This is a genomic window from Stenotrophomonas panacihumi, assembly GCF_001431645.1.
Classification (GTDB): Bacteria; Pseudomonadota; Gammaproteobacteria; order Xanthomonadales; family Xanthomonadaceae; genus Stenotrophomonas_A; species Stenotrophomonas_A panacihumi.
In genome coordinates, this window is sequence record NZ_LLXU01000082.1 from 1 (window position 1) to 22,383 (window position 22,383).

A 22,383-nucleotide genomic window follows, 5' to 3' on the forward strand; every position below is an offset into this window, starting at 1 on the left:
GCGCACCGCGGTCACACCGGGCCCAGTATCCGGCAGGCCCCCGCCCATGCCCCATTCCCCCGAAGAAAAAAAGCGCGTCCTCACCCGCGTGCGGCGCATCCGTGGCCAGTGCGACGGCCTGGAGCGCGCGCTCGAAGCCGGCGCCGATTGCGGCCCCGTGCTGCAGCAGATCGCCGCCCTCCGCGGCGCGGTCAACGGCCTGATGTCCGAAGTGCTCGAAGCCCACATCCGCGAAGACTTCAGCCAGCCCGCCCAGTCCGATGCGCAGCGCACAGAGCGCGTGCAGGAACTGCTCGGCCTGGTGCGCTCCTACCTCAAATAAGCCTGGCGCCCCTCGCGCCGCCCATCCTTTCATCGCATCCGCAGGAGAAGCCCCCATGAAATCCCGTGCCGCCGTCGCGTTCGGTCCCGGCCAGCCGCTCAAGATCGTCGAGATCGACGTCGCCCCGCCCAAGGCCGGCGAAGTCCTCATCAAGATCACCCACACCGGCGTCTGCCATACCGATGCGTTCACCCTCTCCGGCGATGACCCGGAAGGCCTGTTCCCGGTCGTGCTCGGCCACGAGGGCGCGGGCGTGGTGGTCGAAGTGGGCGAGGGCGTCACCAGCGTCAAGCCGGGCGACCACGTCATTCCGCTGTACACCGCCGAATGCGGCGAGTGCCTGTTCTGCAAGTCCGGCAAGACCAACCTGTGCGTCGCCGTGCGCGCCACCCAGGGCAAGGGCGTGATGCCCGATGGCACCAGCCGCTTCTCCTACAACGGCGAGCCGATCTACCACTACATGGGCTGCTCCACCTTCAGCGAATACACCGTGGTCGCCGAAGTCTCGCTGGCCAAGGTCAACCCGCAGGCCAACCCGGAGCACGTGTGCCTGCTCGGCTGCGGCGTCACTACCGGCATCGGCGCGGTGCACAACACCGCCAAGGTCGCCGAAGGCGACAGCGTGGCCGTGTTCGGCCTCGGCGGCATCGGCCTGGCGGTGATCCAGGGCGCGCGCCAGGCCAAGGCGGGGCGCATCATCGCCGTCGATACCAATCCTTCGAAGTTCGAACTCGCCAAGCAGTTCGGCGCGACCGATTGCGTCAACCCGAAAGACCACGACAAGCCGATCCAGCAGGTCATCGTGGAGATGACCGGTTGGGGCGTGGACCACTCCTTCGAATGCATCGGCAACGTCAACGTGATGCGCGCGGCGCTGGAATGCGCGCATCGCGGCTGGGGCCAGAGCGTGATCATCGGCGTGGCCGGCGCGGGCCAGGAGATTTCCACGCGTCCGTTCCAGCTCGTCACCGGCCGCACCTGGAAGGGCACCGCCTTCGGTGGCGTGAAGGGCCGCTCGCAGCTGCCGGGCATGGTGGAGGACGCGATGAAGGGCGATATCGAACTGGCGCCGTTCGTCACCCACACCATGCCGCTGGACGACATCAACGAAGCCTTCGACCTGATGCATGAAGGCAAGTCGATCCGCTCGGTCATCCACTACTGAGCCGCCGCCATGCAACGCATCGAACAACACGCCTGTTTCGGCGGCAGCCAGGAAGTGTGGCAGCACCGCTCCGAGGTGCTCGGCTGCGACATGCGCCTTGCCGTCTACCTGCCGCCGCAGGCGGCGCAGGGCGGCAAGCTGCCGGTGCTGTACTGGCTGTCCGGCCTCACCTGCACCGAGCAGAACTTCATCACCAAGGCCGGCGCGCAGCAGTACGCGGCCGAGCATGGGGTGATCCTCGTCGCGCCGGACACGAGCCCGCGCGGCGACGACGTGGCCAATGCCGAGGGCTATGACCTCGGCAAGGGCGCGGGCTTCTACGTCAACGCCACGCAGGCGCCTTGGGCGGCGCACTACCGCATGTACGACTACATCGTGGACGAGTTGCCGGCGCTGGTGGAGGCGAACTTCCCGGCCAGCGACGCACGCGGCATCTGCGGCCACTCGATGGGCGGGCATGGTGCGCTGGTGATCGGCCTGCGCAATCCTTCGCGTTACCGCAGCATCTCGGCGTTCTCGCCGATCGTGGCGCCGAGCCAGGTGCCGTGGGGCGAGAAGGCGTTCACCGCCTATCTCGGCGAGGATCGCGCGGCGTGGCAGGAATACGATGCCACCGCGCTGGTGGCCCACGGCTATGCGCGCACGCCGCTGCTCGTGGACCAGGGCGGCGCGGACGAGTTCCTGGAAGGACAGCTACGCCCGCAGCTGCTGCAGGCTGCGGCGGAGGCGTCGAATCATCCGCTGACGCTGCGCCTGCAGCCGGGTTACGACCACAGCTACTACTTCATCGCCAGTTTCATCGGCGAGCACGTCGCGTGGCATGCGAAGGCGTTGAAAGCCTGACCTGCAGCCGGGGATCCCGGCTCAGCGCACGTTCCGCAGTTCCCAATGCTTCCCTGCCAGCACGTGCATGCGGTGCTTGAGGATGTCGCCCGGGATGGAGGTGGTCGCCACCAGGTTGATGCGCAGGTCGGCCTGCTGGCCGGTGACCGTGGCTGAGGGGTCGGTGATGCCCATGCTCGGATCGACCTCGTCCGGATCCGGCTGCAGCGCCAGCCAGCGCTGGAACCAGGCCGGGTCGGCCAGGGCGTCGCGCAGCTGCTCGGCGAACGCGTCGGCGCCGTGCGCGGTGAAGCTCACGCTCGGTTCGCTGCCGCGGGCCTGGGCGGGATCGGGAAGGCTGATCGAATAACTCACGGACATTGCAGGTTCCTCGTTGGAGGCCAACAGCGTAGCGCCGCCGCCCGCGTGGGCGGCGTGACGATCCGGCATCAGGCGCTGAACGTATGCGGCTCGGCGGCGAAGCCCACTGCCACCGCGCCCTTGCCGACATTCACCATGCCGGTCAGGCTCATCACGCTTTCCAGCATGAGCACGTTCTTCTCCGCGCACGCTTCCTTGAGCGCGTTGTAGCCGGGCAGGGCGCGCAGTTCGGCCAGTTCGCCGCCATAGCCCACGCATACGGTCGGGGTCATCAGGCCCTCGCGCACCTTGCGCGCGGCGAACTCGAACAACTTCTGCACAGAAGGCTCGAAGCCCTTGAGCTTGGCCACCGGCTCGGTGTTGCCGCGGTAGGCACGCAGCACCGGCTTGATGTCCAGCGCGCTGCCCAGCGCGGCGCTGATCAGGCCGACGCTGCGGTCACCCTTGGCGCGCGCGCGGTTGCGCAGGTAGTACAGGTCGCGCGGAATCATGTAGCCGTAGGTGTTCTCGGCCAGCTGCTCCAGCCGCGCGCGGATCTGCGCCACGTTGGCGCCTTCGTCGCGCATGCGCACCGCTTCCACCGCGGTGATGCCCTGGCCGGCGAACAGGTTGAGCGTGTCGATCACCCGCAGCGCGAACGGCGAGTTGTGCCCGGCCGCCTGCCGCACCGGCTTGTAGTCGTTGAGGATCGCGAAGCTGGCCTGCATCGCGTTCTCGTGGATCTGGCTGCGCAGCTTGGAGATGGTCAGGCAGAAGACGTGGTCGTAGTCGATGACCAGCCGGTCCAGGAACAGGTCGCGGATCTGGTTGACCGAGAACGGCGTGGTCTCCGCCTCATGGCCGCGCTCGGCCACATGGGCCTGCAGGAAGCTCAGCGTGGCCTCCTCGTCGCGATGGTCGGCCAGTACCGCCTCGCCGATCCTGACGCTGATCGGAAGCAGCACGATGTTGTGCTTTTCGATGTAGTCCACGGGCAGATCGCAAGCCGAATCCACCACGATGCCGATACGCATTGCCCCCTCCGGCTGTTGCGTGCGTTGATGCTGGTTTGTGAAAGCTATCCCAAAAATGGGGTCCGACGTAAGCGGGGAACCCTGACAGGGCTGTCAGGCGCCACCCCTGCGGATGCCCACCGGCAGCTCGGCCAGCCGCCCGGCTTCGCCGCGATGCAGCCAGTCCGGGTCGGCCAGCACGGTCTCCATCAGGCCGTGGGCGTCATTGCCCCAGAACAGCTCGCCGCCGATCTCCAGGGTCGGTACCCCGAACACCCCGGCGGCCAGCGCCTGCTCGGTATTGGCGCGCAGCTGGGCTTTCACCGCCGCATCGGCCACCGCGGCCTCGGCGTCCAGGCCCAGCGCGTGGGCCAGCGGCTCGAGGGCCTGGGCGGTGTCGCCGGCCAGGCCGTCACGCCACAGCCAGTCGAAGATCGCGTCGATGGCGTGGATGGTGGTGCCGGCGGCGATGCACAGCCGCAGCGCCGGCAGCGGGTTGAACGGATGGGTCGGCGGGAAGCGCAGCGGCACGCCTTCGTGCTCGGCCTGCCACTGCACCTTGCGGTAGGTGAAAAGCCGCTTGCCGTCGATCTCCGCCGGGCCGCGGATGCCGAGCTGGTCCAGCACCGCGCCGAACAGGATCGGCACCGGCACGATGTCGCGGGCCTGCGGCAGGCGCCGCAGCTTCTGCCAGTGCAGGTAGGAGAACGGCGAGACGAAGTCGAAGTACCAGTGCGGGTGCGGGGCAGCCATGCGCGGTTCCGGTCAGGGTTTGGCCGGTAGGGTAGCGGGCTTGTCGTCGTCCTTCACGGCACTGATCTTGCCTTGCTCGATGGACCACAGGCCGGCGGAGGTCACGACGAACGTCGGCTTGCCCGACCACAGCGACCAGAACACGTGGATCTCGGTGGGCAGCGGGTCGAGCAGATGGGTGACGTAAACGGCCTCGGCCTCCTCGGGGTTCTCCAGGGCGATGCACGAGGTGGTGAAGCTGCGCCGGGACACGATCTCCCCATCGCGCAGATCGAAGCGCCAGGCACCGCCCACCGGCAGGCGCGTGGCATCGGTGCTGCCGGGAACCATGTAGACGACCGTGTCCTCCGGTGCGTCGCCGGGCATGATGATCGGGTTGTAGCTGCCCGAGCACGATGGCGGCGCGGCCAGCCTGGCGGTGGCGAGCGAACGCGCAGCGACGGCCTGCGCCGGCGTCAGCGGTGCGGGGGCGTTGTCGATCGGCCCGGCCGGCTGGCCATCGGCATCGACAGTCACCCGATACAGCGCGGCCGGCATGTCATCCACGAAGATCACGTCGATGAGGCCGTCGTGCTCGTCGGTGATCCAGCCGCGCACGCGCGCATCGCCGCGGCCGCGCGCGGCGGCCAGCATCTGGTCACTGGCCACCCATGCCGCGCGGTCCAGCCGCAGCAGGCGCTCGCCCAATGCTTCGGCGCGTCGCAGCCCCGCTTCGACATCGGCGGGAGCGATGGATGCCGCAGGCGCGGGCGCATCGGCGGCGGCCGCATGCGCCGGCATGGCGAGCGGCGCGAGCAGGGTGGACAGGATCAGCGGGGCAAACAGGCGCATGTGGAGCTTCCGGTTCATCGATCAGTGCGAATAAGCGCGTGGCAGCGCACCCGGCGCGCCCATGTAGCGGTCGCGCAGTTCGGTCTGGCGCGAGCGCATCGGCATCGCGCGCCCGCCCAGCCACACCTGCTGGGCGTAATGCGCCACGTCCAGCGGGTCGCCGTCCCACAGCACCAGGTCGGCACGCTGGCCGACCGCGATGCTGCCGATCTGCGCCGAGACGCCGAAGATCTCCGCCGGCACGCGGGTCATGCCCGCCAGCGCGGCTTCCCACGGCAGCCCATGGGCCACCGCGTTGCCGGCCAGCTGGCGCAGCTTGCGCGCGTTGTGCGAGGCGTCGTTGGATTGGCTGAAGCTCACCGCCACACCGGCGGCATGCAGGCGCGCGGCGTTCTCCAGCGTCGCGCCGACCTGGTCGAAGTTCGCCGGCAGGTCGGCCAGCGCGTCGACCAGCACCGGCACCTGCGCCTGGGCCAGCAGCGGGGCGACCTTCCATGCCTCGCTGCCGCCGGCGATGGCGATGCGCACCTTCTCGCGCTGCGCCCAGCGCACCAGCTGGCGGATGTCGGCGGCGCGTTCGACCTGCACCACGATGCGGCCATTGCCGGCGAGATAGCGCGCCAGCGTGGCGCGGCCGGCCGGCGTGAGCAGCGCATGCGGCGAATCCAGCGGGATGCGGTTGCGCGCTTCGTCCACCAACTGGTCGAGCAGCATCCACTGCGCGGCGCGCGAGTTGCCGGTGAGTTCGGCCGCGGCGGCGCCAATGCGGATGAACAACGCGCGCGGGCCGATCGGGTCCGGGCTGCCATCCAGGCGCACGATGCCGCCCTGGCCGGCGATGAAGGCGCCCTCGGTGGTCGCGCCCAGCGCGGTGAAGCCGATGCCTTCCACGCGCGCGACCGGTACCAGCACCGAGTCGGGGTTGTAGGCCAGCGTGACGTCGAACTCCGGTCGCATCGGCTGCTCATGCAGCTTCAGGCCGCTGTCCACGGTCTCTTCCTCGCCGGAAACTTCCTCGATGCCGATTTCGGTGATGCCGCCGAAGAACGCCGGCGTCAGCGGGCGGCCTTGCGCATCGATGACCTGCGCGCCGGCCGGCGCGGCCAGCCCCGGGCCGATCGCGCGGAGGGTGCCGCCCTGCACCAGCACGTCGGCATGCTGCAGCGTGCCGCGCGCGGTGGCGGTATGGACGGTGGCGTCGCGGATGAGCAGGTCCTGCGCGGCGGCCGGGCCGGCGAGCAGGACGACGGCGGCCAGCAGGGTGGTGACGAAGCGGCTCACGGGGTCGCCTCCTGGCCCAGCGTGAAGTCCGACATCGGCTGCAGGCGCTGCTGGTGGCGGTCGTAGACCTCGGCGCCGTCGATATACACCTGCTCGGCCAGCGCATACGAACTGAAGGGGCTGCCGTTCCACACCACCACGTCGCCCATCTTGCCGGCCTCCAGCGTGCCGGTCTGTCGTTCGATGCCCAGCGCCTTGGCGGCGTTGGCGGTGAGCCAGACGATGGCGTGCTCGGGCGGTATCTCGATGCCCGCGCGGCGCGCCGTGCCGATCGCCTTGGCCGCTTCCTGGTTCAGGCGCTGGATGCCTTCTTCCGAATCCGAATGCACGATGGCGCAGCTCTTCGGCACGCGGTCCACCAGGGCGATGTTCTCCTGGATGCCGTCGAAGGCCTCCATCTTGAAGCCCCACCAGTCGGCCCACATGCCGGCGCACACGTTCTCGTTGGCCAGCCTGTCGCCGATCTTGTAAGCCTCCACCGCATGGTGGAACGCGGCGATGTGGAAGCCGAATTCCTTGGAGAGGTCGAGCATCGTGGCCATCTCGTCGGCGCGGTAGCAGTGGATGTGCACGCGGATGTCGCCGTTGATGGCACCGGCGAGCGTGTCCAGCTTGAGGTCGCGCTTGCCGCCGCTGTCACCGCCACTGTCTTCGTCGCCGGATTTGCTCCACCAATGCTTCTTCTCGTTGGTGGACTTCTTCGGCGCGTTCTTGCGCAGGTATTCGGCTGCGTCGATGAAGGCTGCGCGGTAGCCGGCCACGTTGCCCATGCGCGTGGCCGGGCCGCCCTTCTCGCCGTAGACGCGCTTGGGGTTCTCGCCGCAGGCCATCTTCAGGCCCCAGGGCGCGCCGGGGAATTTCATCGCCTGGTAGGTGGTGGCCGGCACGTTCTTCAGCGTGACGCCGCGGCCGCCGATCAGGTTGGCCGAACCCGGCAGCACCTGCAGCGAGGTGATGCCGCCGGCCAGCGCGGTGAGGAAGCCCGGGTCCTGCGGCCAGATCGAATGCTCGGCCCACACGTTGGGCGTCACCGGCGCGGTCATCTCGTTGCCGTCGCTGTGCGCCTTCACGCCCGGGCTCGGGTACACGCCCAGGTGGGAGTGGATGTCGATGATGCCCGGCGTCACCCACTTGCCGTGGCCATCCACGCGCAGCGCGTTGGCCGGCGCGGCGAGTGCGCGGCCCACTGCCTGCACGCGGCCATCGGCGAGCAGCACGTCGGCGTCGTCGAGCCGCTCGCCGGTGCCGGTGAGCACGGTGGCGTGTTCGATCAGCACCGGCACCGAGGCGATCGGTTGGTAGGTGCTCGGGTACGGATCGTCGACGAAACGCGGCGCGGCGGCGGCCGGCCCGCACAGCAGCACGCCGGCCAGGCCGGTCAGCAGGAGGTAGCGCATCAAGGGTGTCCCCGGGAGAACTGGAAGCTGGCCTTCACGCTAGAGCAACCCCCGCCGGGTTGCCAAGCCCCGGAAGGCATGCGTGCGCGGTGCGCTAACAGGCGGGGCGGCATGCTGGGGCCTCCCTTGTCACCGGAGCCGCCGATGCCCCGTTCGCAGATCGCCCGCCAGATCGCCGAAGTGCTGGAATTCTGGGAGACCGCCGGGCCCGAACGCTGGTTCGGTCGCAACGAATCGTTCGACGCGAATTTTCGCAGCCACTTCCTCGACGCGCACCACGCCGCCGCGCGCCGCGAGCACGAGGACTGGATGGACAGCGCCAACGGCGCGCTGGCCCTGCTGATCCTGCTCGACCAGTTCCCGCGCAACTGCTTCCGCGACAGTGCGCACGCCTACGCCACCGACGGCCTCGCGCTGCACTACGCCAAGCGCGCGGTGGCGGCGGGCTTCGACTTCGACGTGGCGCCCTCGCTGCGGATGTTCTTCTACCTGCCTTACGAACACAGCGAAGACGCGGCCGAGCAGGCGCGTTCGGTGGAACTGCACCAGGGCCTGCCGGAAGCCGACGCGGACAAGTGGGCCCTGCTGCACCAGGACATCATCATCCGCTTCGGGCGCTTCCCGCATCGCAACGCGGCGCTGGGGCGGGAGACGACGGCGGCGGAGCAGCAGTTCCTCGACGAAGGCGGTTTCGCCGGCTGACAAGCCAACCCTGGGAGCGCACGAAATGACGACGCAGACGTACCACGGCAGCTGCCATTGCGGGCAGGTGCGTTACGAAGTGGACCTGGACCCGGCCAAGCTGTCCGGTGGCAAGTGTAACTGCTCGATCTGCCGCAAGACGCGCAACTGGAGCACCAGCGTGCAGCCCGGCGCGTTCCGGCTGCTCAGTGGCGAGGGCGCGGTGACCGACTACCAGTTCGGCACCATGAGCATGCATTGGCCGTTCTGCAGCCGCTGCGGCGTGCGCAGCTACGGCCACGGCGACATCCCGGAGATGGGCGGCGCGTTCTACAGCGTGCAGCTGGCCTGCCTGGACGACATCGACGATGCGCTGCTCGCCGCCGCGCCGGTCACCACCTGCGATGGCAAGGGCAACGACTGGATGCATCCGGCCTCGCCCGACCAGCAGAAATTCCTCTGACCCCCGCGCAAAAGAAAAACGCCGCGTAAGCGGCGTTTTCCGGGTGCGGCGGGCGATCGGGCGATCAGTACTTCGGCACGCTGCCGTCCACCTCGTCCGACCAGGCGTCGATGCCGCCGGTGACGTTGTAGACGCGGGTGAAGCCCTGCGCGTGGAACTGCTCGGCAGCCTGCTGGCTGCGGCCACCGTGGTGGCACAGGAACGCGATGGCAGTGTCCTTCGGCAGTGCTTCCAGCTCGGCGCGGCCGTTGCCGTCGAAGTGGCGGAACGGCACGTTGACCGCGGCGATGGCGCGCTCGTCGGCCGGACGCACGTCCACCAGGATCACGCTGCCGGCCTTCACCTGGTCGGCGGCTTCGCGCACGGCCAGTTCCTGCACCGGCTTGGGCGCGTTCGGGTTGTCGATGGCCAGGCCGCGGCCGCGCATGTCGTCCACCCAGTCGATGGTCACGCCTTCGGCGCGGCGCGCGCTGGAGAGGTCGAACTGCACGCGCAGGCCGTTGGACTCGGCGGCGATGGCGTTCGGATCGGTCGGCACCAGCTGGAAGTTCGGCTGGAACTGCGCGTTGATCGACAGCGAGAGCGAAGCGCCCGGGGCATCGGCCAGCGCGCCCTTGAGCATTTCCACCGCCGCCGGGGTGATGGTGATCTTCGGCGGGGTGCGATCCGGCGCCTGCAGGCCGAGCAGGCCGCTCAGCTCGCCGCTGTTGGCCAGCTGCTCGATGATGTCGCTGCCGCCGACCAGTTCGCCGTCGATGTACAGCTGCGGGATGGTCGGCCAGTCGCCGTAGGCCTTGATGCCTTCGCGGATTTCCTGGTCGGCCAGCACGTTGACGTGCGCGTACTCCACGCCGAGGCCGTCGAGCACGCCCACCGCCTTGGCCGAGAAGCCGCACTGCGGCATGCCGGGCTGGCCCTTCATGAACAGGACGACGCGGTTGGACTGGAGCAGCGATTCGATGCGCGAGCGCAGGGCGGGGTCGAGGGACATCGGGAAACAGCCGGCAAAGTTGGGACCGCTCATTCTACCGGCGTGCGATCATGACGGCATGACTGCGCCGGAAACACTGTATCGCCCCCACACGCCGCGTGCCGGCCGCCCCCGCCACCTCTGGGCCTGGGCGCTGGCGGCCTCGCAGCTGGCGGTGGTCTGGCTGTGGTGGCGCTACGGCTGGCAGGCCGGCCTGCCGGCCATGGTGCTCAGCCATGCCTACTTCATGGGCCAGGTGTTCCTGCCGCGCTCGCGCCTCTATGCGCCGGTGGTGCGCACGCGCCCCGGCAGCGGGGCGGCGGTGTGGCTGACCATCGACGACGGCCCTTCCGACGACACCCCGGCGATGCTCGACCTGCTCGACGCCCACGACGCCAAGGCCACCTTCTTCCTGGTCGGCGAGCGCGCCGCGCGGCAGCCGGCGCTGGTGCACGAGATCCTGCGGCGCGGTCACGACCTCGGCAACCACAGCGACAGCCACCCGCAGGCCTGGTTCTGGGCGCTCGGCCCGAAGGCGATGGCGCGCGAGATCGGCCAGGCGCAGCGCACGCTGGCGGGCATCGCCGGCACGCCGCCGCGCTGGTATCGCTCGGTGGTGGGCATGACCAATCCCTTCGTCGCCGGGCCGCTGCACGCACACGGCCTGCAGCGCGTGGCATGGACCGCGCGCGGCTTCGACGGCGTGGACTGCGAGCCGGTGCAGACCGTGGCACGCATCGCGCGTGACCTGGCGCCCGGCGCGATCGTGCTGCTGCACGAAGGCGCCGCGCACGGGCACAACCCGGCGATCCTGCGCGGCGTGCTCGCCGAGCTGGAGACGCGTGGTTTGCGTGCGGTGCTGCCGGAGCCGGTGGCGGGCTGAGCCACGGCAACGCCCTCAGCTGATGCGCGGAGCGTCATTGGCGACGCGCGACCACCAACCAGTTGTTGAACGGCGTGTTCCCGTACAGCGGCGAGCACTCGCCCTGCAGGCCCAGCGAGGCGAGCGTCGCCAGCAGGCCCTCGCGGCTGGGGTAGTCGCGCGGCGAGGTGCGCATCCAGCCGCTCAGGTGCCCCAGGCGGTCGGCGATGCGCGTGAAACGGCCGCGCGGATGGTCGCCGGCCAGCGGCGTGCGGATCACCAGCGGCGCATCCGGCGCCAGCCGTGTCGCCGCTTCGGCGAGCAACGCCTGCTGTCGCGTGGCGGGCAGGTATTGCAGGACATCCAGCAGCGCGACGCTGCCGGCATGCGCGGGCAATGCCTCGGCCAGATCCAGCGCGGTGAAGCGGACGTCATGGAGTCCGGCGACCTGCGCGGCGCGCGTGGCACGGGCGATCTTCGCCGCATCGATATCCACGCCGAGATAGCCCTGCGCCTGCTCCCCGGCCCGCAGCGCGTGCGCCAGCAGGCCCAGCCCGCAGCCCAGGTCCAGCACTGGCCAAGGCGTGCCGCGCAAGGTGGCCAGCACGCCGGCATACAGCGGATCGGTGCGCAGCTTGGCCTGCACGTAGTGGTAGTCGTAACGGCTGCCCCAGCGGCGCGCGGGCAGGAACGCCCGCGCGATGGCGCGTGCCTGGTCGCGCGGCAGGCCGGTGTGGGGCGTGGGGGCGGCATCCATGCGCGCCGGGCCTCAGGCGGAAAGTGCGCGCCGCGCGGGCGGCAGTGCTTGCCGCGCCCAGTGCGCGTACATCGCGGCGGAAGGATGCAGGCCGTCGTCGGCGAGCATGGCGATGTCCTCGGCCTGCGCGCGGCTGGCCTCGGTGATCTCGACGAACGCCACGCCGGCCTGCGCGCAGATGTCGGCGGCGGCCGCGTTGAACGCATCGATCTCGCGCGCGACCACGCCCGCGTCGCGCCCTTGCTGACGCGCGAATGGCGTGCGCCCCCAGTCGGGGATCGACACCACCACCACGCGCGACGGCTGCCCGCCGGCAAAGGCGATCGCCTGCCCGAGCAACGCGGCGAATTCCGCGCGATAGGTATCCAGCGGCCACCCGCGATACTGGTTGTTCACCCCGATGCCGAGGCTCACCAGCGCATACGGCCCCACCGGCGCGGCGGCGGCGATGCCGGCGCGCAGTTCGTCGGTGGTCCAGCCGGTGGTGGCGATGTAATCGGGCGTGCCCATTGCGATGCCTTCATCGCGCAACAGCGCGGCCAGCTGCGCCGGCCAGCGCCCGTCTTCGGCGACGCCCTCGCCGATGGTGTACGAATCGCCCAGCGCGAGGAACCGCGCGGCACCGCTCATGCGACGTTGCGCGGCTTCAGCGGCACGACCTTCTGCGCGGTCTCGGCGCGGCGGGCCAGGGCGCGGTCGATGCGCGCGAACACGTCGCGCATCACCGAGGCTTCCGGCAGCAGGGTGACGCGGAAGTGGTTGCGGTACGGCACGTTGAAGCTCGAGCCCGGCACCACCAGCACGCCTTCCTCGTTCATTAGTTCCAGCGCGAACTCGTGGTCGTCGAAGCCGCGCGCGGCATGGCCCACGACCGCCGGGAACGCGTACAGCGCGCCGGCCGGCTTCACCAGCGAGAGGTGTTCGCTGGCCTCGCAGGCCTCGATCACCGCGCGGCGGGTTTCATACAGGCGGCCACCGGGCGCGGTGAGCTCGGAAATGGTGTCCACGCCGTTCACCGCCGCCACGATGGCGTACTGCCCCGGCACGTTGGCGCACAGGCGCAGCGCGCCGAGCAGGTCCAGCGCGTTGCGGAAATCGTGGATGCGTTCGGCCGCGCCGGACAGCATCGCCCAGCCCACGCGCCAGCCGCAGGCGCGGTGCACCTTCGACAGGCCGCTGAAGGTCAGGCACGGGTGGTCGCCCGCCAGCGGGGCGACCGGCTGGAAGGTGGCGTCGTCGTAGAGGATCTGGTCGTAGATCTCGTCCACCAGCAGCAGCAGGTCGTGCTTGCGCGCGATGGCGACGATCTTCTCCAGCAATTCGCGCGGGTAGCTCGCGCCGCTGGGGTTGTTCGGGTTGATCAGCACGATGGCGCGCGTGCGCGAGGACACCAGCGCCTCGATCTCCACCGGGTCCGGCTGGAAGCCGTTCTCCGGCGCGCAGCGGTAGTACACCGGGCGGCCGTCGTTGAGGATGGTGGAGGCCGACCACAGCGGGTAGTCCGGCGAGGGCACCAGCACTTCGTCGCCCGGGTTGAGCAGGGCGCGCAGGGCCAGGTCGATCAGCTCGCTGACGCCATTGCCCAGGAAGATGCGGTCCGGGTGCGCGTCCGGATGCTGGCGGCGCGCGTAGTACTCGGCGATTGCCTCGCGCGCCACCGGCAGGCCCTGCTGGTGGGTGTAGGGATCGGTGCGGCCCATGTCGTCGGCGATGGCGCGCTGCAGGTGTTCCGGCGCACGGAAGCCGAACGCGCCGGGATTGCCGATGTTGAGCTTGATCAGCTTGCGGCCCTGCGCCTCCAGGTCCCGGGCTCGCCGCGCCAGTTCGCCCCGGATCTCGTAGCGGACTTCGGACAGGCGCTCGCGGATGGCGAGCGGCTTCAGCGGCGGATTGGACATGGCGGTGGCGGACGGGGCCGTAGGGGCGTGGAAGCCGATGGTAGCCCAATTGCGGCGGTGCGACAGGGCAAAAATCGCAGGCGTGGCGGGGGCTTGCCAGCGGCTGGGCAGCAGCCTCCGGCACGGCCCCCGGCGACGTTGGCGTGGCCAGCGCCTAGAATCGCCCGATGACCGATGCTTCCCCCGATTTCGACGCGCTGCGCGTGATTGGCTGGCCCTGGCCGGGCCCGCCCGCCGAGCCGGCCTGGCAGGCCTTGCTGGCCGCCCATCCGGCCGCGCGGCCGGCCCGCGTCATCGAACAACACCGCTCCGGCTACGTGGTGGCCGATGCGCCGGAGGCCGCGATCAAGGCCGAGTCGCCGCCGGAATGGCAGCGCCCGCCGGGCTTCAAGAAAGGCCACGCGCCGGCGCACGAGCGGGCGGCGGTGGGCGACTGGGTGCTGCTGGAGGGCAAGCGCATCGTCGCGCTGCTGCCGCGGCGCACCGCGATCAAGCGCGGCGCGGCCGGCGAGCATTACCAGCAGCAGGTAATCGCGGCGAACATCGATGCGGTGTTCATCGTGTGCGGCCTGGATGCGGACTTCAACCCGCGCCGCATCGAACGCTACCGCCTGCTGGTGGGCAGCGGCGGCGCCGAACCGGTGGTGGTGCTCACCAAGGCCGATACCGGCACCGACGTGCCCGGCGCGGTGGCCGCGTTGGTGGAACTGGCCGCGCAGCACGTGGCGGTGCGCGCGGTGAACGCGCGCGACCCGCAGAGCGTGTCTTCGCTGGCGCCGTGGCTGGGGCCGGGCCGCACCGTGGTGCTGGTCGGGTCCTCCGGCGCGGGCAAGTCCACGCTCACCAACACGTTGCTGGGCGAAGAGCGCATGCGGACCGGCGCGGTGCGCGACAGCGATTCGCGCGGCCGCCACACCACCACCTTCCGCTCGCTGATGACGCTGCCTTCGGGCGCCTGCGTGATCGACACGCCCGGCATGCGCGAGCTCAAGCCCACCGGCGAGGAAGACCTGGCCGACGGCGGTTTCGCCGACATCGAAGCGCTGGCCGCGCAGTGCCGCTTCCGCGATTGCTCGCACGGCGCCGAGCCGGGCTGCGCGGTGCGCGCGGCCATCGAGCGCGGCGAGCTGGATCCCGCGCGCCTGGCCAACTACCTCAAGCTGCGCGACGAAGTGGCCGGCGCGGCCGACAAGCTCGCCACGCGGCTGGCGCAGAAGGCCGAGGCGCGCGCGCCGGGCAAGGGGCCCGGCAAGGGGCCGGGCAAGCCGGCCAACAAGCGCCCGGACGGGAAAGCCCGCCGGTGAGCGCGGTCGCTCCCGCGCTGGCCCGCCACGCCGCGCTGGATGCGCGCATGGTCGCTGCGGTACGCGGCATCCGGCTGCTTGGCCTGACCAGCTGGCCCTCCTCGCTGCAAGCGCCTTTCCTGGAAAGCGTGGCGCGCGGCAAGCCGCGGCTGCCGCAGGTCGAATATCCGAAGCTGGACTTCACCGAGGTGCGGCGCGAACTGGCCGCCATCGCCGCCGAGGCCGATCCGCATTACCCGCTGGGCGCCTACCTGCGCGCCTCGATCCACAGCTGGGACCTCGCCGCCGCGCTGCTGGAATCGCTGGGCACCGCGGCGGCCGGCGAATATTCGGCCCAGCTGTTTGGCCTGCCCGACGACCCGATGCCGGGGCAGGGCCCCAGCACGCGCGAGGCGGCGCGGCATTTCATCCAGATCGCGCGCGAGCTGGACAACGAACTGCTCGCGCCCGAGGAGCAGGTGCCGGTCTCGGCCACCGCCTTGCAGCTGCAGCTGCAGAGCGACCTGGACGACTTCTTCGACACGCGCATGATCACCGTCGAACTGGACCCGGACCTCATCGCCAAGGCCGCCGCCGGCGCGCACCGCATCCGCCTGCGCAGCGGCGCGATGTTCAGCGATTACGACCGCGCGCAGCTGTTCCACCACGAAGCCCTGGTGCACTCGCTCACCGCGCTCAATGGCCGCGAGCAGGTGCACCTGCCGAGCCTGGCGCTGTCCTCCCCGCGCGTGACCGCCACGCAGGAAGGGTTGGCGACGTTCGCCGAACAGATCACCGGCAGCATCGACATCGAGCGGATGAAGCGCATCAGCCTGCGCATCGAGGCGGTGGCGATGGCGCGCGAAGGCGCCGATTTCATCCAGGTGTTCGACTACTTCCGCCAGGCCGGGCAGAACGCGGAAGAAAGCTTCGCCTCCGCGCAGCGCGTGTTCCGCGGCGTGCCGCCCACCGGCGGCCACGCCTTCAGCAAGGACACCGTGTACCTGCGCGGCCTCGTCGCGGTACACACGTTCTTCCGGCAGGCACTGCAGCAGGACGAGCTGCGCCTGTGCCGCTGGCTGTTCGCCGGCAAGATGGCGCTGGAGGACGTGGCGCCGTTCGCGCCGCTGTTCGAATCCGGCGTGCTGGCGCCACCGCGCTGGCTGCCGCGCTGGGTCAGCCGCGCCAGTGGCCTGGCCGGGATGCTGGCGTTTTCGCTGTTCGCCAACCGCATCCGCATGGACCGGCTGGCGGGCTTCGACCTGCAGCCCGCGCCGCCGCCCTGAGCCTCACCGCGTGCCCACCCACGGGAACAGCCCCAGCATGAGCGAGGCCAGCAGCAGCACCGCGCACACCAGGGCCGCCCATTTCAGCGTGAAGCGCTGGAAGTCGGCGAAATCCACCCGGGTCAACGCGACCAGCAGATAGGTCGCCGGCACCAGCGGGCTGAGCAGGTGCACCGGCTGGCCGATCAGCGAGGCGCGCGCCATCTGCAGCGGGGTGATGCCGTAGTGCGAGGCCGCCTCGGAGAGCACCGGCAACACGCCGAAATAGAACGCGTCGTTGGACATGAAGAAGGTGAAGGGCAGGCTGGCCACCGCGGTGATGACCGCCAGATACGGCCCCAGCGACTCGGGCAGCACCGCCAGGAAGCTGCGGCTCATCGCCTCCACCATGCCGGTGTGCTGGAGGATGCCGGTGAAGATGCCGGCCGCGAAGATCACCGACACCACCGGCAGCACATTGCCCGCATGGTGGATGACGCGGCGCCGCTGCTCGGCCAGGTCGCGGTAGTTGATCAGCACCGCGAGCGCGAAGCCGGCCATGAACAGCACCGACATCGGCAGCAGGCCCATCACCAGGCCGGTCATCAGCGCGGCGGTCAATGCGGCGTTGATCCAGCGCAGGCGCGGCCGCTTGAGCGCGGTCACCGCGGGGTCCTCGGCGTCGTCGCCCATGCCGTCCGCCGGCACGGGCGCGGCCGTCTCCAGCGTCAGGCGCCCGAGGCGCCGGCGTTCGCACAGCCCCAGCCACCAGGCGAACCCGGCAATGCCGACCAGCGCCACGATCATGACGGGGATGAACGGCAGGAAGACCTCCGTGGGATCCACGTGCAGCGCGGTGGCGGCGCGCGCGGTGGGCCCGCCCCATGGTGTGAGGTTCATCACGCCGCTGCACAGCATGGTGACGCCGGCCAGCTTGAGCGTATCCATGCGCAGCCGCTGGTAGACCGGCAGCATCGCCGAGACGGTGATCATGTAGGTGGTCGAGCCATCGCCATCCAGGCCGATCAGCATCGCCAGCACCGCGTTGCCGACCACGATGCGCGCCGGGTCGTGCCCGACGAGGCGCAGGATCAGGCCGATCATCGGGTCGAACAGGCCGGCGTCTATCATGATCCCGAAGTAGAGGACCGCGAACATCAGCATCACCGCGGTGGGCGCGATGCGGCTGATGCCGTCGACCATCATGTCTTTCAGCGGCATCGTGAAGCCGCCGACCATCGCGCTGGCCAGCAGCGCGAAGGCGATGGGCACCAGGATCAGCGCCACCAGCGGCGACAGGCGACGGGCCATGATCAGGCCCATGAACACCACCACCATGCCGTAGCCGAGCACGGTCAGCATGCGGCACCCCGCGCCGGGCGCGTCGGGTGGCGGTGGATATCGCGCCGCGCGCGACGGGCGGCCCTCTGGCTTGCATGTGTCATGTCACCCTCCCAGGTGCAGGCTGTATGGCGGTGGGAGGGAGACTGGAATCTCGCCGTAGCGCGCGCTGTCGCGGATCGGCATGACTCGCCGATCCGTATGAATATTCCAACGCGTCCGATCAGAAGTCGTACTGGACCCGCAGCGTGGCCGCGCGCGTGCGATCCAGCGTGCGGTCGCTGCGGCGGTCGCGGTTGTGGCTCTGGATGAGGTCGAGCATCACGCGCACGTTCCTGGGCAGGTACCAGTTGGCGCCGAGCGTCATCGCTTCCATGCGGCGGCGGGTCAGCTCCGGCCCGTGGACGAGGTGCTGATCCGCCCACAGCGTGTCGTAACGCAACGCCAGCTCCACGGCGCCGGCGCGATGACGGGGCTTGGCGATGCGGCTGAAGCGCGCGCCTTCCGCATCGTAGGCGCGCGACTCGCCGGTAAGGAACACGCCGAGCATTGCGTACGCACCCTGCAGGTCGCCCTGTTGCAGGCCGTCGCGGAAGCGCGCGCCACTCCATTCGCCCTGCCACGACCACGGGCCGCGAACCCGCGCGTATTCGAGCGACCACTTGTCCACGTCGGTATCGCGGCCGGCGGAGAAATCGACCAGCGTCATGCGGCTGTTGTCGGCGAGATGGCCCGCCGGGCGCGGGCGGATCTTCAGCGCGGGGTGGCCGGGCGCGCCGGGCCGGTCCTGGCGCTCGTGGATGAGCGACATGCCCAGGTGCAGCACGTCGTTGTCCTCGCGCACGCGCGCCCAGGTCGCGCGCCCGGCCAGGCCAAGGCCCTTGTTGGCGGTCACGTCGATGCTTTCCAGCGAGTAGGCGCTGGCCGCCCAGGTGGTGGCGCCGGCCTGCCGCTGCCAGCCCAGCCCGAGGCGGTACTGCGGCGCGAGCGTGGACGCCGCCATGCCACGCTCCAGGAACGTGCCGTAGTTCGAGCCGGTGCGGTCGTCGAGCGAGTAGTGCTGCTTGAACTGGCCCAGCGTGAAGCTGCCGGCCGCGGGCGTATCCAGGGTGACGTACACGTCGCGCGCGAGCAGGTCGCGGGGGTCGGCGAAATCGCCCTCGAGCTTGTACTTCAGCGCGAACAGCCGCCCCGATACCGACAGCCACGCGCGCCGCACCTCGGTGTCGTCGGGATTCGGCGCGCCACGGTCGTCGTTGTCGAACGCGGCCGCGTCCAGGTGCAGGCGGCCGCCCAGCCGGGCGCTGACCGGGCCATCGCCGGCATGGGCGCAGGCAGTGGCGCAGAACAGCAGCAAGGTCGCCCACGGGCGAAGGAGTACGGGTGGCATGGCGCCCTTCCAGGCAGAGCTGAGGAAGCGCCGAGGCTAGGAAAGCGCGTGATGCCGCTCCGCACCGAAACTGCGCGAACCGCTGCGTCGTTGGAATAATCCAACCGCCACGCCCGCGTGTCAGACTGTCCGCCATGCCCGGACCCACCCTGCTTGTCGCCGACGACCATCCGCTGTTCCGCGCCGCGGTCATCCACGTGCTGCGCGAGGCGTTGCCGGAGGCGCGCATGCTGGAGGCGTCCAGTGCCAGCACCCTCGGTCAGGTGCTCGGCCAGCACGCCGATACCGACCTGGTCCTGCTCGACCTCGCCATGCCCGGCGCGCGCGGGTTTTCCGCGCTGCTGCACGTGCGCGGCGAATACCCCGAGGTGCCGGTGGTGGTGATTTCCTCCAACGACCACCCGCGGGTGATCCGCCGCGCGCAGCAGTTCGGCGCAGCCGGCTTCATTTCCAAATCCGCGCCGCCGGACGCCATCGCCACCGCGGTGGCGGCGGTGCTGGAGGGCGGCAGCGCATTCCCGCCGATGCAGGTCGAACGCTCCGAGGCCGACGCCCACCTGGCGGCGCGGCTGGCGCAGCTCACGCCGCAGCAGTTCCGCGTGCTGCTATGCCTGGCCGACGGCCTGCTCAACAAGCAGATCGCCCACCAGCTCGGCCTGGCCGAAAACACGGTGAAGGTGCACGTCACTGCCATCCTGAAGAAGCTCGACTGCTACAGCCGCACGCAGGCAGCGGTGCTGGTGAAGGCGCTGGAGCCGGAAAGCGCGCCGTAGCGGCGCGCCGATCGATGCAGTTGCGCGGCTGACAACGCCGGCGGGATCGCCGACGCTGCGCGGGTCACGGCGGCGGAAGCGACCCATGTCTCCCATCACGCGAACCGGCATCGGCACCCCGGCCTGGCGGCGCATCGCGGACGTGCTGGCCGGCGAAATCCGTGAGGGGCGCTGGCGCGAAGGCCACCGCCTGCCTTCGGGGACGCGCCTGGCCGAACGCTTCGGCGTGCATCGCCACACCTTGCGCAAGAGCCTGGCCTGGCTGCGCGCCGAAGGGTTGCTGCATCCGCAGGGCATGCGCGCCTGCGTACCGCGCCTGCCATTGCCGATGTCGGATTGCCTCTTCCTGCCCGAATACCTGCACGCGCAGGGCATCGCCGCGCGCTGCGGGCTGCTGGGCTGTGCCACGGTGGCCGCGATGCCGTCGTCGTTGCAGGCCTGCGTGTCCTGCCCGTGGACGGGGCCGCTGCTGCACCTGGCCTGCGAGGTCGCGGTCGAGGGACAGGCCTTTGCGATCACCGAGGCCTGGCTGCCGGCCAGTGATTTCACCGGCCTGAGCATGCACCTCGCGCGGGGCATGGGGCTGGGGGAGGCGTTGAGGCAGTGCGGGATGCGGCCGGTCGCGCGAAGGCAGGGCTGGGTGGCGGCGGGCCCGGAGCGGATCACCGCGCTGGCGGCCGAGGCGCTGGCGCCGGATCTTTCGCTGCATGCCTGCGCGCTGGCGCTGGACGAACGCGGCCAGCCGCTCAAGGTCTGCCTGCACCACCTCGACGCCGGCCGCGTGCGCCTGCTGGTGTGAGCGCGCGGCTCAGCGCCGGCGCAGCAGCATCTGCGTCATCAGCGCACGCAGGGCTGGCGGGCGCACGGGCTTGGCGAGGAAGCCCCAGCCGCGCGCGACCGCATCGCCGCGCAGCGCCTCGTCGGGTTCGGCGCTCACCAGGATCACGCCGGGCGCGTCTTGCCAGCGCTCGCATAGCCGGTCGTACAGCGCCGGGCCGTGGAAGGGCTCCATGCGCACGTCGAGCAGCAGCAGCTGCGGCAGCGTGGCCGGGGTGGCGGCGTCCAGCGCCGCCTGCGGGCCGCCGGCGAAGCCCACCGCGCAGCCCCAGCGTTCGAGCAGCGTGCGCGTGGCTTCGCACACGCGCGGGTCGTCGTCCACGCTCCACACGCGACAGCCGCGCAGGCGGTCGTCGTCCAGCTCCATGGCCGGCAGCGGTGGCGCGGGGGCCACGGCGGCCGCATCTCCGAGCGGTACGCGCACCCAGAACACGCTGCCGTGCCCCAGCCGCGAACGCAGCCCGATGCGATGGCCCAGCACGCGGCCGATGCGCTCCACGATCGCCAGCCCCAGCCCGGCGCCGCGCTGGTCGCCGTCGTCCAGGCGGCGGAACTCCTCGAAGATTTCCTGCTGCCGGCTCTCCGGGATGCCCGGGCCCTGGTCGTGCACCTCGATGCGCAGTGCGTCGCCCTCGCGCCGGCAGCCGACCAAGATGCGGCCCTGGCGGGTGTAGCGCACGGCGTTGGAGAGGAAGTTCTGCAGGATGCGCCGCAACAGGGCTTCATCGCTGCGCACCACCGCCGAGGTGGGGACGCCGCGCAGGGTGAGCCCGCGGTTGCCGGCCAGGATGCCGAACTCGCGCAGCAGCGCGTCGAGCAGGCCCTGCACGGCGAAATCGCGCGGGTGGGCCTGAAGCTGGCCCGATTCCATGCGCGAGATGTCCAGCAGGCTGGCGAGGATGGCGTCCTGCGCGGCGAGCGCGCCCTCGATGTGGTCGGCGACCTCGCGGCTGGCCGGCTCGTGCAGGCGCCCGCGCAGCGCCGAGACGAACATGCGCGCCGCGTTGAGTGGCTGCAGCAGGTCGTGCACGGCCGCGGCGACGAAGCGGGTCTTGTAGCGGTTGGCGTTCTCGGCCTCGTGGCGCGCCTCTTCCAGGTCGCGCGTGCGCTCGACGATGCGGTGCTCCAGCGCGTCGGCCATCGAGCGCAGTTCGCGGGCGGCGTTCTTGTAGCTGGTGATGTCGGCGTAGCTGGTGACGAAGCCACCGTCGGGCAGCGGGTTGCCGCGGATCTCCAGCACGGTGCCGTCGTCCTTCTCGCTCTCGCGCAGGTGCGGACGGCCGCTGCGCAGGTGTTCCAGGCGGCGGGCGATGGCTTCTTCCACCGGGCCGGGGCCGAGCAGGCCGCGGCGCGCGTTGAAGCGGAACAGCTGCTCGATCGGCGTGCCGATGCGCAGCAGTTCGGTGGGGAAGCGGAACAGGTCGACGTAGCGCTGGTTCCAGGCCACCAGGTTGAGCTCGGCGTCGATGATGACCACGCCCTGCGGCAGGTGTTCCAGGCTGCGGCTCAGGCCGCTGTCGGCGCCCTGCGCGGCCTGCACGATGCCGTCTTGCGCGGTGCGCAGTTCGTGCGCGTGCTGCTGCAGCACCGCTTCCAGTTCGCGCCGGCTGCGTTGGCGCAGGGCGGCCAGCCGCCGCCGTTGCTCGACGAACAGCACCAGCAGCGACAGCGCCAGCCAGCTGCCGCCGGCGGCGAGCGCGGCGCTGCGGCTGGCGGCGACCGCGCCGGTGATTTCATGCAGCAGGTGCAGGCGCCAGCCGGTTTCGGGTACTTCGAGCGTCTGCCATAGCACGGGCGTGGCGATCGCCGGTGCATCCACGTGCGCCAGCCGGCTGCCCGGCGCATTGGCCGGGCGGAAGCGCGCGTGCAGCGGCAGCAGCACCTGGCCGGCGTACTGGCGGGGGGGGGCGGGGGCGGCG

23 protein-coding genes are annotated in these 22,383 nt (G+C 70.6%); 10 read left to right on the forward strand and 13 right to left on the reverse strand.

Annotation, left to right across the window (positions count from 1 at the left end; genetic code table 11):
* The first annotated feature begins 46 nt into the window (after nt 1-46).
* Genes frmR through fghA form a run of 3 tightly spaced genes read left to right on the forward strand, consistent with a single transcriptional unit; the run spans nt 47 to nt 2,330 of the window.
* On the forward strand, nt 47-322 hold the full coding sequence (gene frmR, locus ARC20_RS10490; RefSeq protein WP_057646835.1) for a formaldehyde-responsive transcriptional repressor FrmR: 276 nt from the start codon (nt 47-49) through the stop codon (nt 320-322).
* A gap of 55 nt (nt 323-377) precedes the next feature.
* Nucleotides 378-1,487, forward strand: a complete 1,110-nt coding sequence (locus ARC20_RS10495; protein WP_057646837.1) for an S-(hydroxymethyl)glutathione dehydrogenase/class III alcohol dehydrogenase — start codon at nt 378-380, stop codon at nt 1,485-1,487.
* 9 nt (nt 1,488-1,496) lie between these two features.
* Nucleotides 1,497-2,330, forward strand: coding sequence for an S-formylglutathione hydrolase (gene fghA, locus ARC20_RS10500; protein ID WP_057646839.1), 834 nt, complete (start codon nt 1,497-1,499; stop codon nt 2,328-2,330).
* A 21-nt stretch (nt 2,331-2,351) separates the two neighbouring features.
* Here fghA and ARC20_RS10505 read toward each other — a convergent pair whose 3' ends face one another.
* The 6 genes from ARC20_RS10505 to ARC20_RS10530 form a co-directional block, all read right to left on the reverse strand.
* Nucleotides 2,352-2,690 carry a hypothetical protein gene (locus tag ARC20_RS10505; RefSeq protein ID WP_057646841.1) on the reverse strand — a complete coding sequence of 113 codons (339 nt, stop codon included), beginning with the start codon at nt 2,688-2,690 and terminating at the stop codon, nt 2,352-2,354.
* A gap of 68 nt (nt 2,691-2,758) precedes the next feature.
* Complete coding sequence (locus ARC20_RS10510; RefSeq protein ID WP_057646843.1) at nt 2,759-3,703, reverse strand: DegV family protein; 945 nt, start codon at nt 3,701-3,703, stop codon at nt 2,759-2,761.
* A 93-nt stretch (nt 3,704-3,796) separates the two neighbouring features.
* Entirely contained in the window at nt 3,797-4,435 is a 639-nt protein-coding gene (locus ARC20_RS10515) for a 2-hydroxychromene-2-carboxylate isomerase (protein ID WP_057646845.1), read from the reverse strand.
* Between the two features lie 12 nt (nt 4,436-4,447).
* Entirely contained in the window at nt 4,448-5,266 is an 819-nt protein-coding gene (locus ARC20_RS10520; RefSeq protein WP_057646847.1) for a hypothetical protein, read from the reverse strand.
* A gap of 21 nt (nt 5,267-5,287) precedes the next feature.
* Complete coding sequence (locus ARC20_RS10525; protein ID WP_057646849.1) at nt 5,288-6,547, reverse strand: amidohydrolase family protein; 1,260 nt, start codon at nt 6,545-6,547, stop codon at nt 5,288-5,290.
* On the reverse strand, nt 6,544-7,944 hold the full coding sequence (locus tag ARC20_RS10530) for an amidohydrolase (protein WP_057646851.1): 1,401 nt from the start codon (nt 7,942-7,944) through the stop codon (nt 6,544-6,546). The genes ARC20_RS10525 and ARC20_RS10530 overlap by 4 nt, the downstream gene beginning before the upstream one ends.
* Nucleotides 7,945-8,088: 144 nt before the next feature.
* Between ARC20_RS10530 and ARC20_RS10535 the strand changes: the two genes are divergently transcribed.
* Nucleotides 8,089-8,646 (forward strand): DUF924 family protein, encoded by a 558-nt coding sequence (locus ARC20_RS10535; RefSeq protein WP_057646852.1) that lies wholly within the window; start codon nt 8,089-8,091, stop codon nt 8,644-8,646.
* 25 nt (nt 8,647-8,671) lie between these two features.
* Nucleotides 8,672-9,088: a GFA family protein gene (locus ARC20_RS10540; protein ID WP_057646855.1), complete on the forward strand. Its 417-nt coding sequence runs from the start codon at nt 8,672-8,674 to the stop codon at nt 9,086-9,088.
* Nucleotides 9,089-9,152: 64 nt separating this feature from the next.
* On the opposite strand, the gene grxD is transcribed toward ARC20_RS10540, so the two are convergent.
* The gene (gene grxD / locus ARC20_RS10545; RefSeq protein ID WP_057646856.1) at nt 9,153-10,079 is read right to left on the reverse strand and encodes a Grx4 family monothiol glutaredoxin; all 927 of its coding nucleotides are present in this window, start codon (nt 10,077-10,079) and stop codon (nt 9,153-9,155) included.
* Between the two features lie 58 nt (nt 10,080-10,137).
* On the opposite strand from grxD, the gene ARC20_RS10550 reads away from it, so the two are divergent.
* Nucleotides 10,138-10,941: a polysaccharide deacetylase family protein gene (locus ARC20_RS10550; RefSeq protein WP_057646858.1), complete on the forward strand. Its 804-nt coding sequence runs from the start codon at nt 10,138-10,140 to the stop codon at nt 10,939-10,941.
* Nucleotides 10,942-10,975: 34 nt separating this feature from the next.
* Here the strand turns inward: ARC20_RS10550 and ARC20_RS10555 are convergent, their stop codons facing one another.
* The 3 genes from ARC20_RS10555 to ARC20_RS10565 are packed head-to-tail and all read right to left on the reverse strand — an operon-like array spanning nt 10,976 to nt 13,575.
* Complete coding sequence (locus ARC20_RS10555; protein WP_057646872.1) at nt 10,976-11,647, reverse strand: class I SAM-dependent methyltransferase; 672 nt, start codon at nt 11,645-11,647, stop codon at nt 10,976-10,978.
* Between the two features lie 42 nt (nt 11,648-11,689).
* Nucleotides 11,690-12,307 carry an SGNH/GDSL hydrolase family protein gene (locus ARC20_RS10560; protein ID WP_057646859.1) on the reverse strand — a complete coding sequence of 206 codons (618 nt, stop codon included), beginning with the start codon at nt 12,305-12,307 and terminating at the stop codon, nt 11,690-11,692.
* Complete coding sequence (locus tag ARC20_RS10565; protein ID WP_057646860.1) at nt 12,304-13,575, reverse strand: pyridoxal phosphate-dependent aminotransferase; 1,272 nt, start codon at nt 13,573-13,575, stop codon at nt 12,304-12,306. Before ARC20_RS10565 ends, ARC20_RS10560 begins: the two co-directional genes overlap by 4 nt.
* Nucleotides 13,576-13,742: 167 nt before the next feature.
* Between ARC20_RS10565 and rsgA the strand changes: the two genes are divergently transcribed.
* Nucleotides 13,743-14,879 carry a ribosome small subunit-dependent GTPase A gene (gene rsgA / locus ARC20_RS10570; protein WP_057646862.1) on the forward strand — a complete coding sequence of 379 codons (1,137 nt, stop codon included), beginning with the start codon at nt 13,743-13,745 and terminating at the stop codon, nt 14,877-14,879.
* A 47-nt stretch (nt 14,880-14,926) separates the two neighbouring features.
* The gene (locus ARC20_RS10575; RefSeq protein WP_057646874.1) at nt 14,927-16,144 is read left to right on the forward strand and encodes a flavohemoglobin expression-modulating QEGLA motif protein; all 1,218 of its coding nucleotides are present in this window, start codon (nt 14,927-14,929) and stop codon (nt 16,142-16,144) included.
* Nucleotides 16,145-16,147: 3 nt separating this feature from the next.
* On the opposite strand, the gene ARC20_RS10580 is transcribed toward ARC20_RS10575, so the two are convergent.
* Both ARC20_RS10580 and ARC20_RS10585 read right to left on the reverse strand, forming a co-directional pair.
* Nucleotides 16,148-17,485: a CitMHS family transporter gene (locus ARC20_RS10580; protein ID WP_057646864.1), complete on the reverse strand. Its 1,338-nt coding sequence runs from the start codon at nt 17,483-17,485 to the stop codon at nt 16,148-16,150.
* A gap of 202 nt (nt 17,486-17,687) precedes the next feature.
* Nucleotides 17,688-18,854 (reverse strand): OprO/OprP family phosphate-selective porin, encoded by a 1,167-nt coding sequence (locus ARC20_RS10585; RefSeq protein ID WP_057646865.1) that lies wholly within the window; start codon nt 18,852-18,854, stop codon nt 17,688-17,690.
* 134 nt (nt 18,855-18,988) lie between these two features.
* On the opposite strand from ARC20_RS10585, the gene ARC20_RS10590 reads away from it, so the two are divergent.
* The gene (locus ARC20_RS10590; RefSeq protein ID WP_057646867.1) at nt 18,989-19,627 is read left to right on the forward strand and encodes a response regulator; all 639 of its coding nucleotides are present in this window, start codon (nt 18,989-18,991) and stop codon (nt 19,625-19,627) included.
* Nucleotides 19,628-19,712: 85 nt separating this feature from the next.
* A complete protein-coding gene (locus tag ARC20_RS10595; RefSeq protein ID WP_057646870.1) occupies nt 19,713-20,426 on the forward strand; it encodes a GntR family transcriptional regulator in 714 nt (237 codons plus the stop codon).
* Between the two features lie 9 nt (nt 20,427-20,435).
* Here the strand turns inward: ARC20_RS10595 and ARC20_RS10600 are convergent.
* Nucleotides 20,436-22,383, reverse strand: a 1,948-nt coding sequence (locus tag ARC20_RS10600) for a hybrid sensor histidine kinase/response regulator (protein ID WP_057646875.1), incomplete at its 5' end; no start/stop codon positions are given.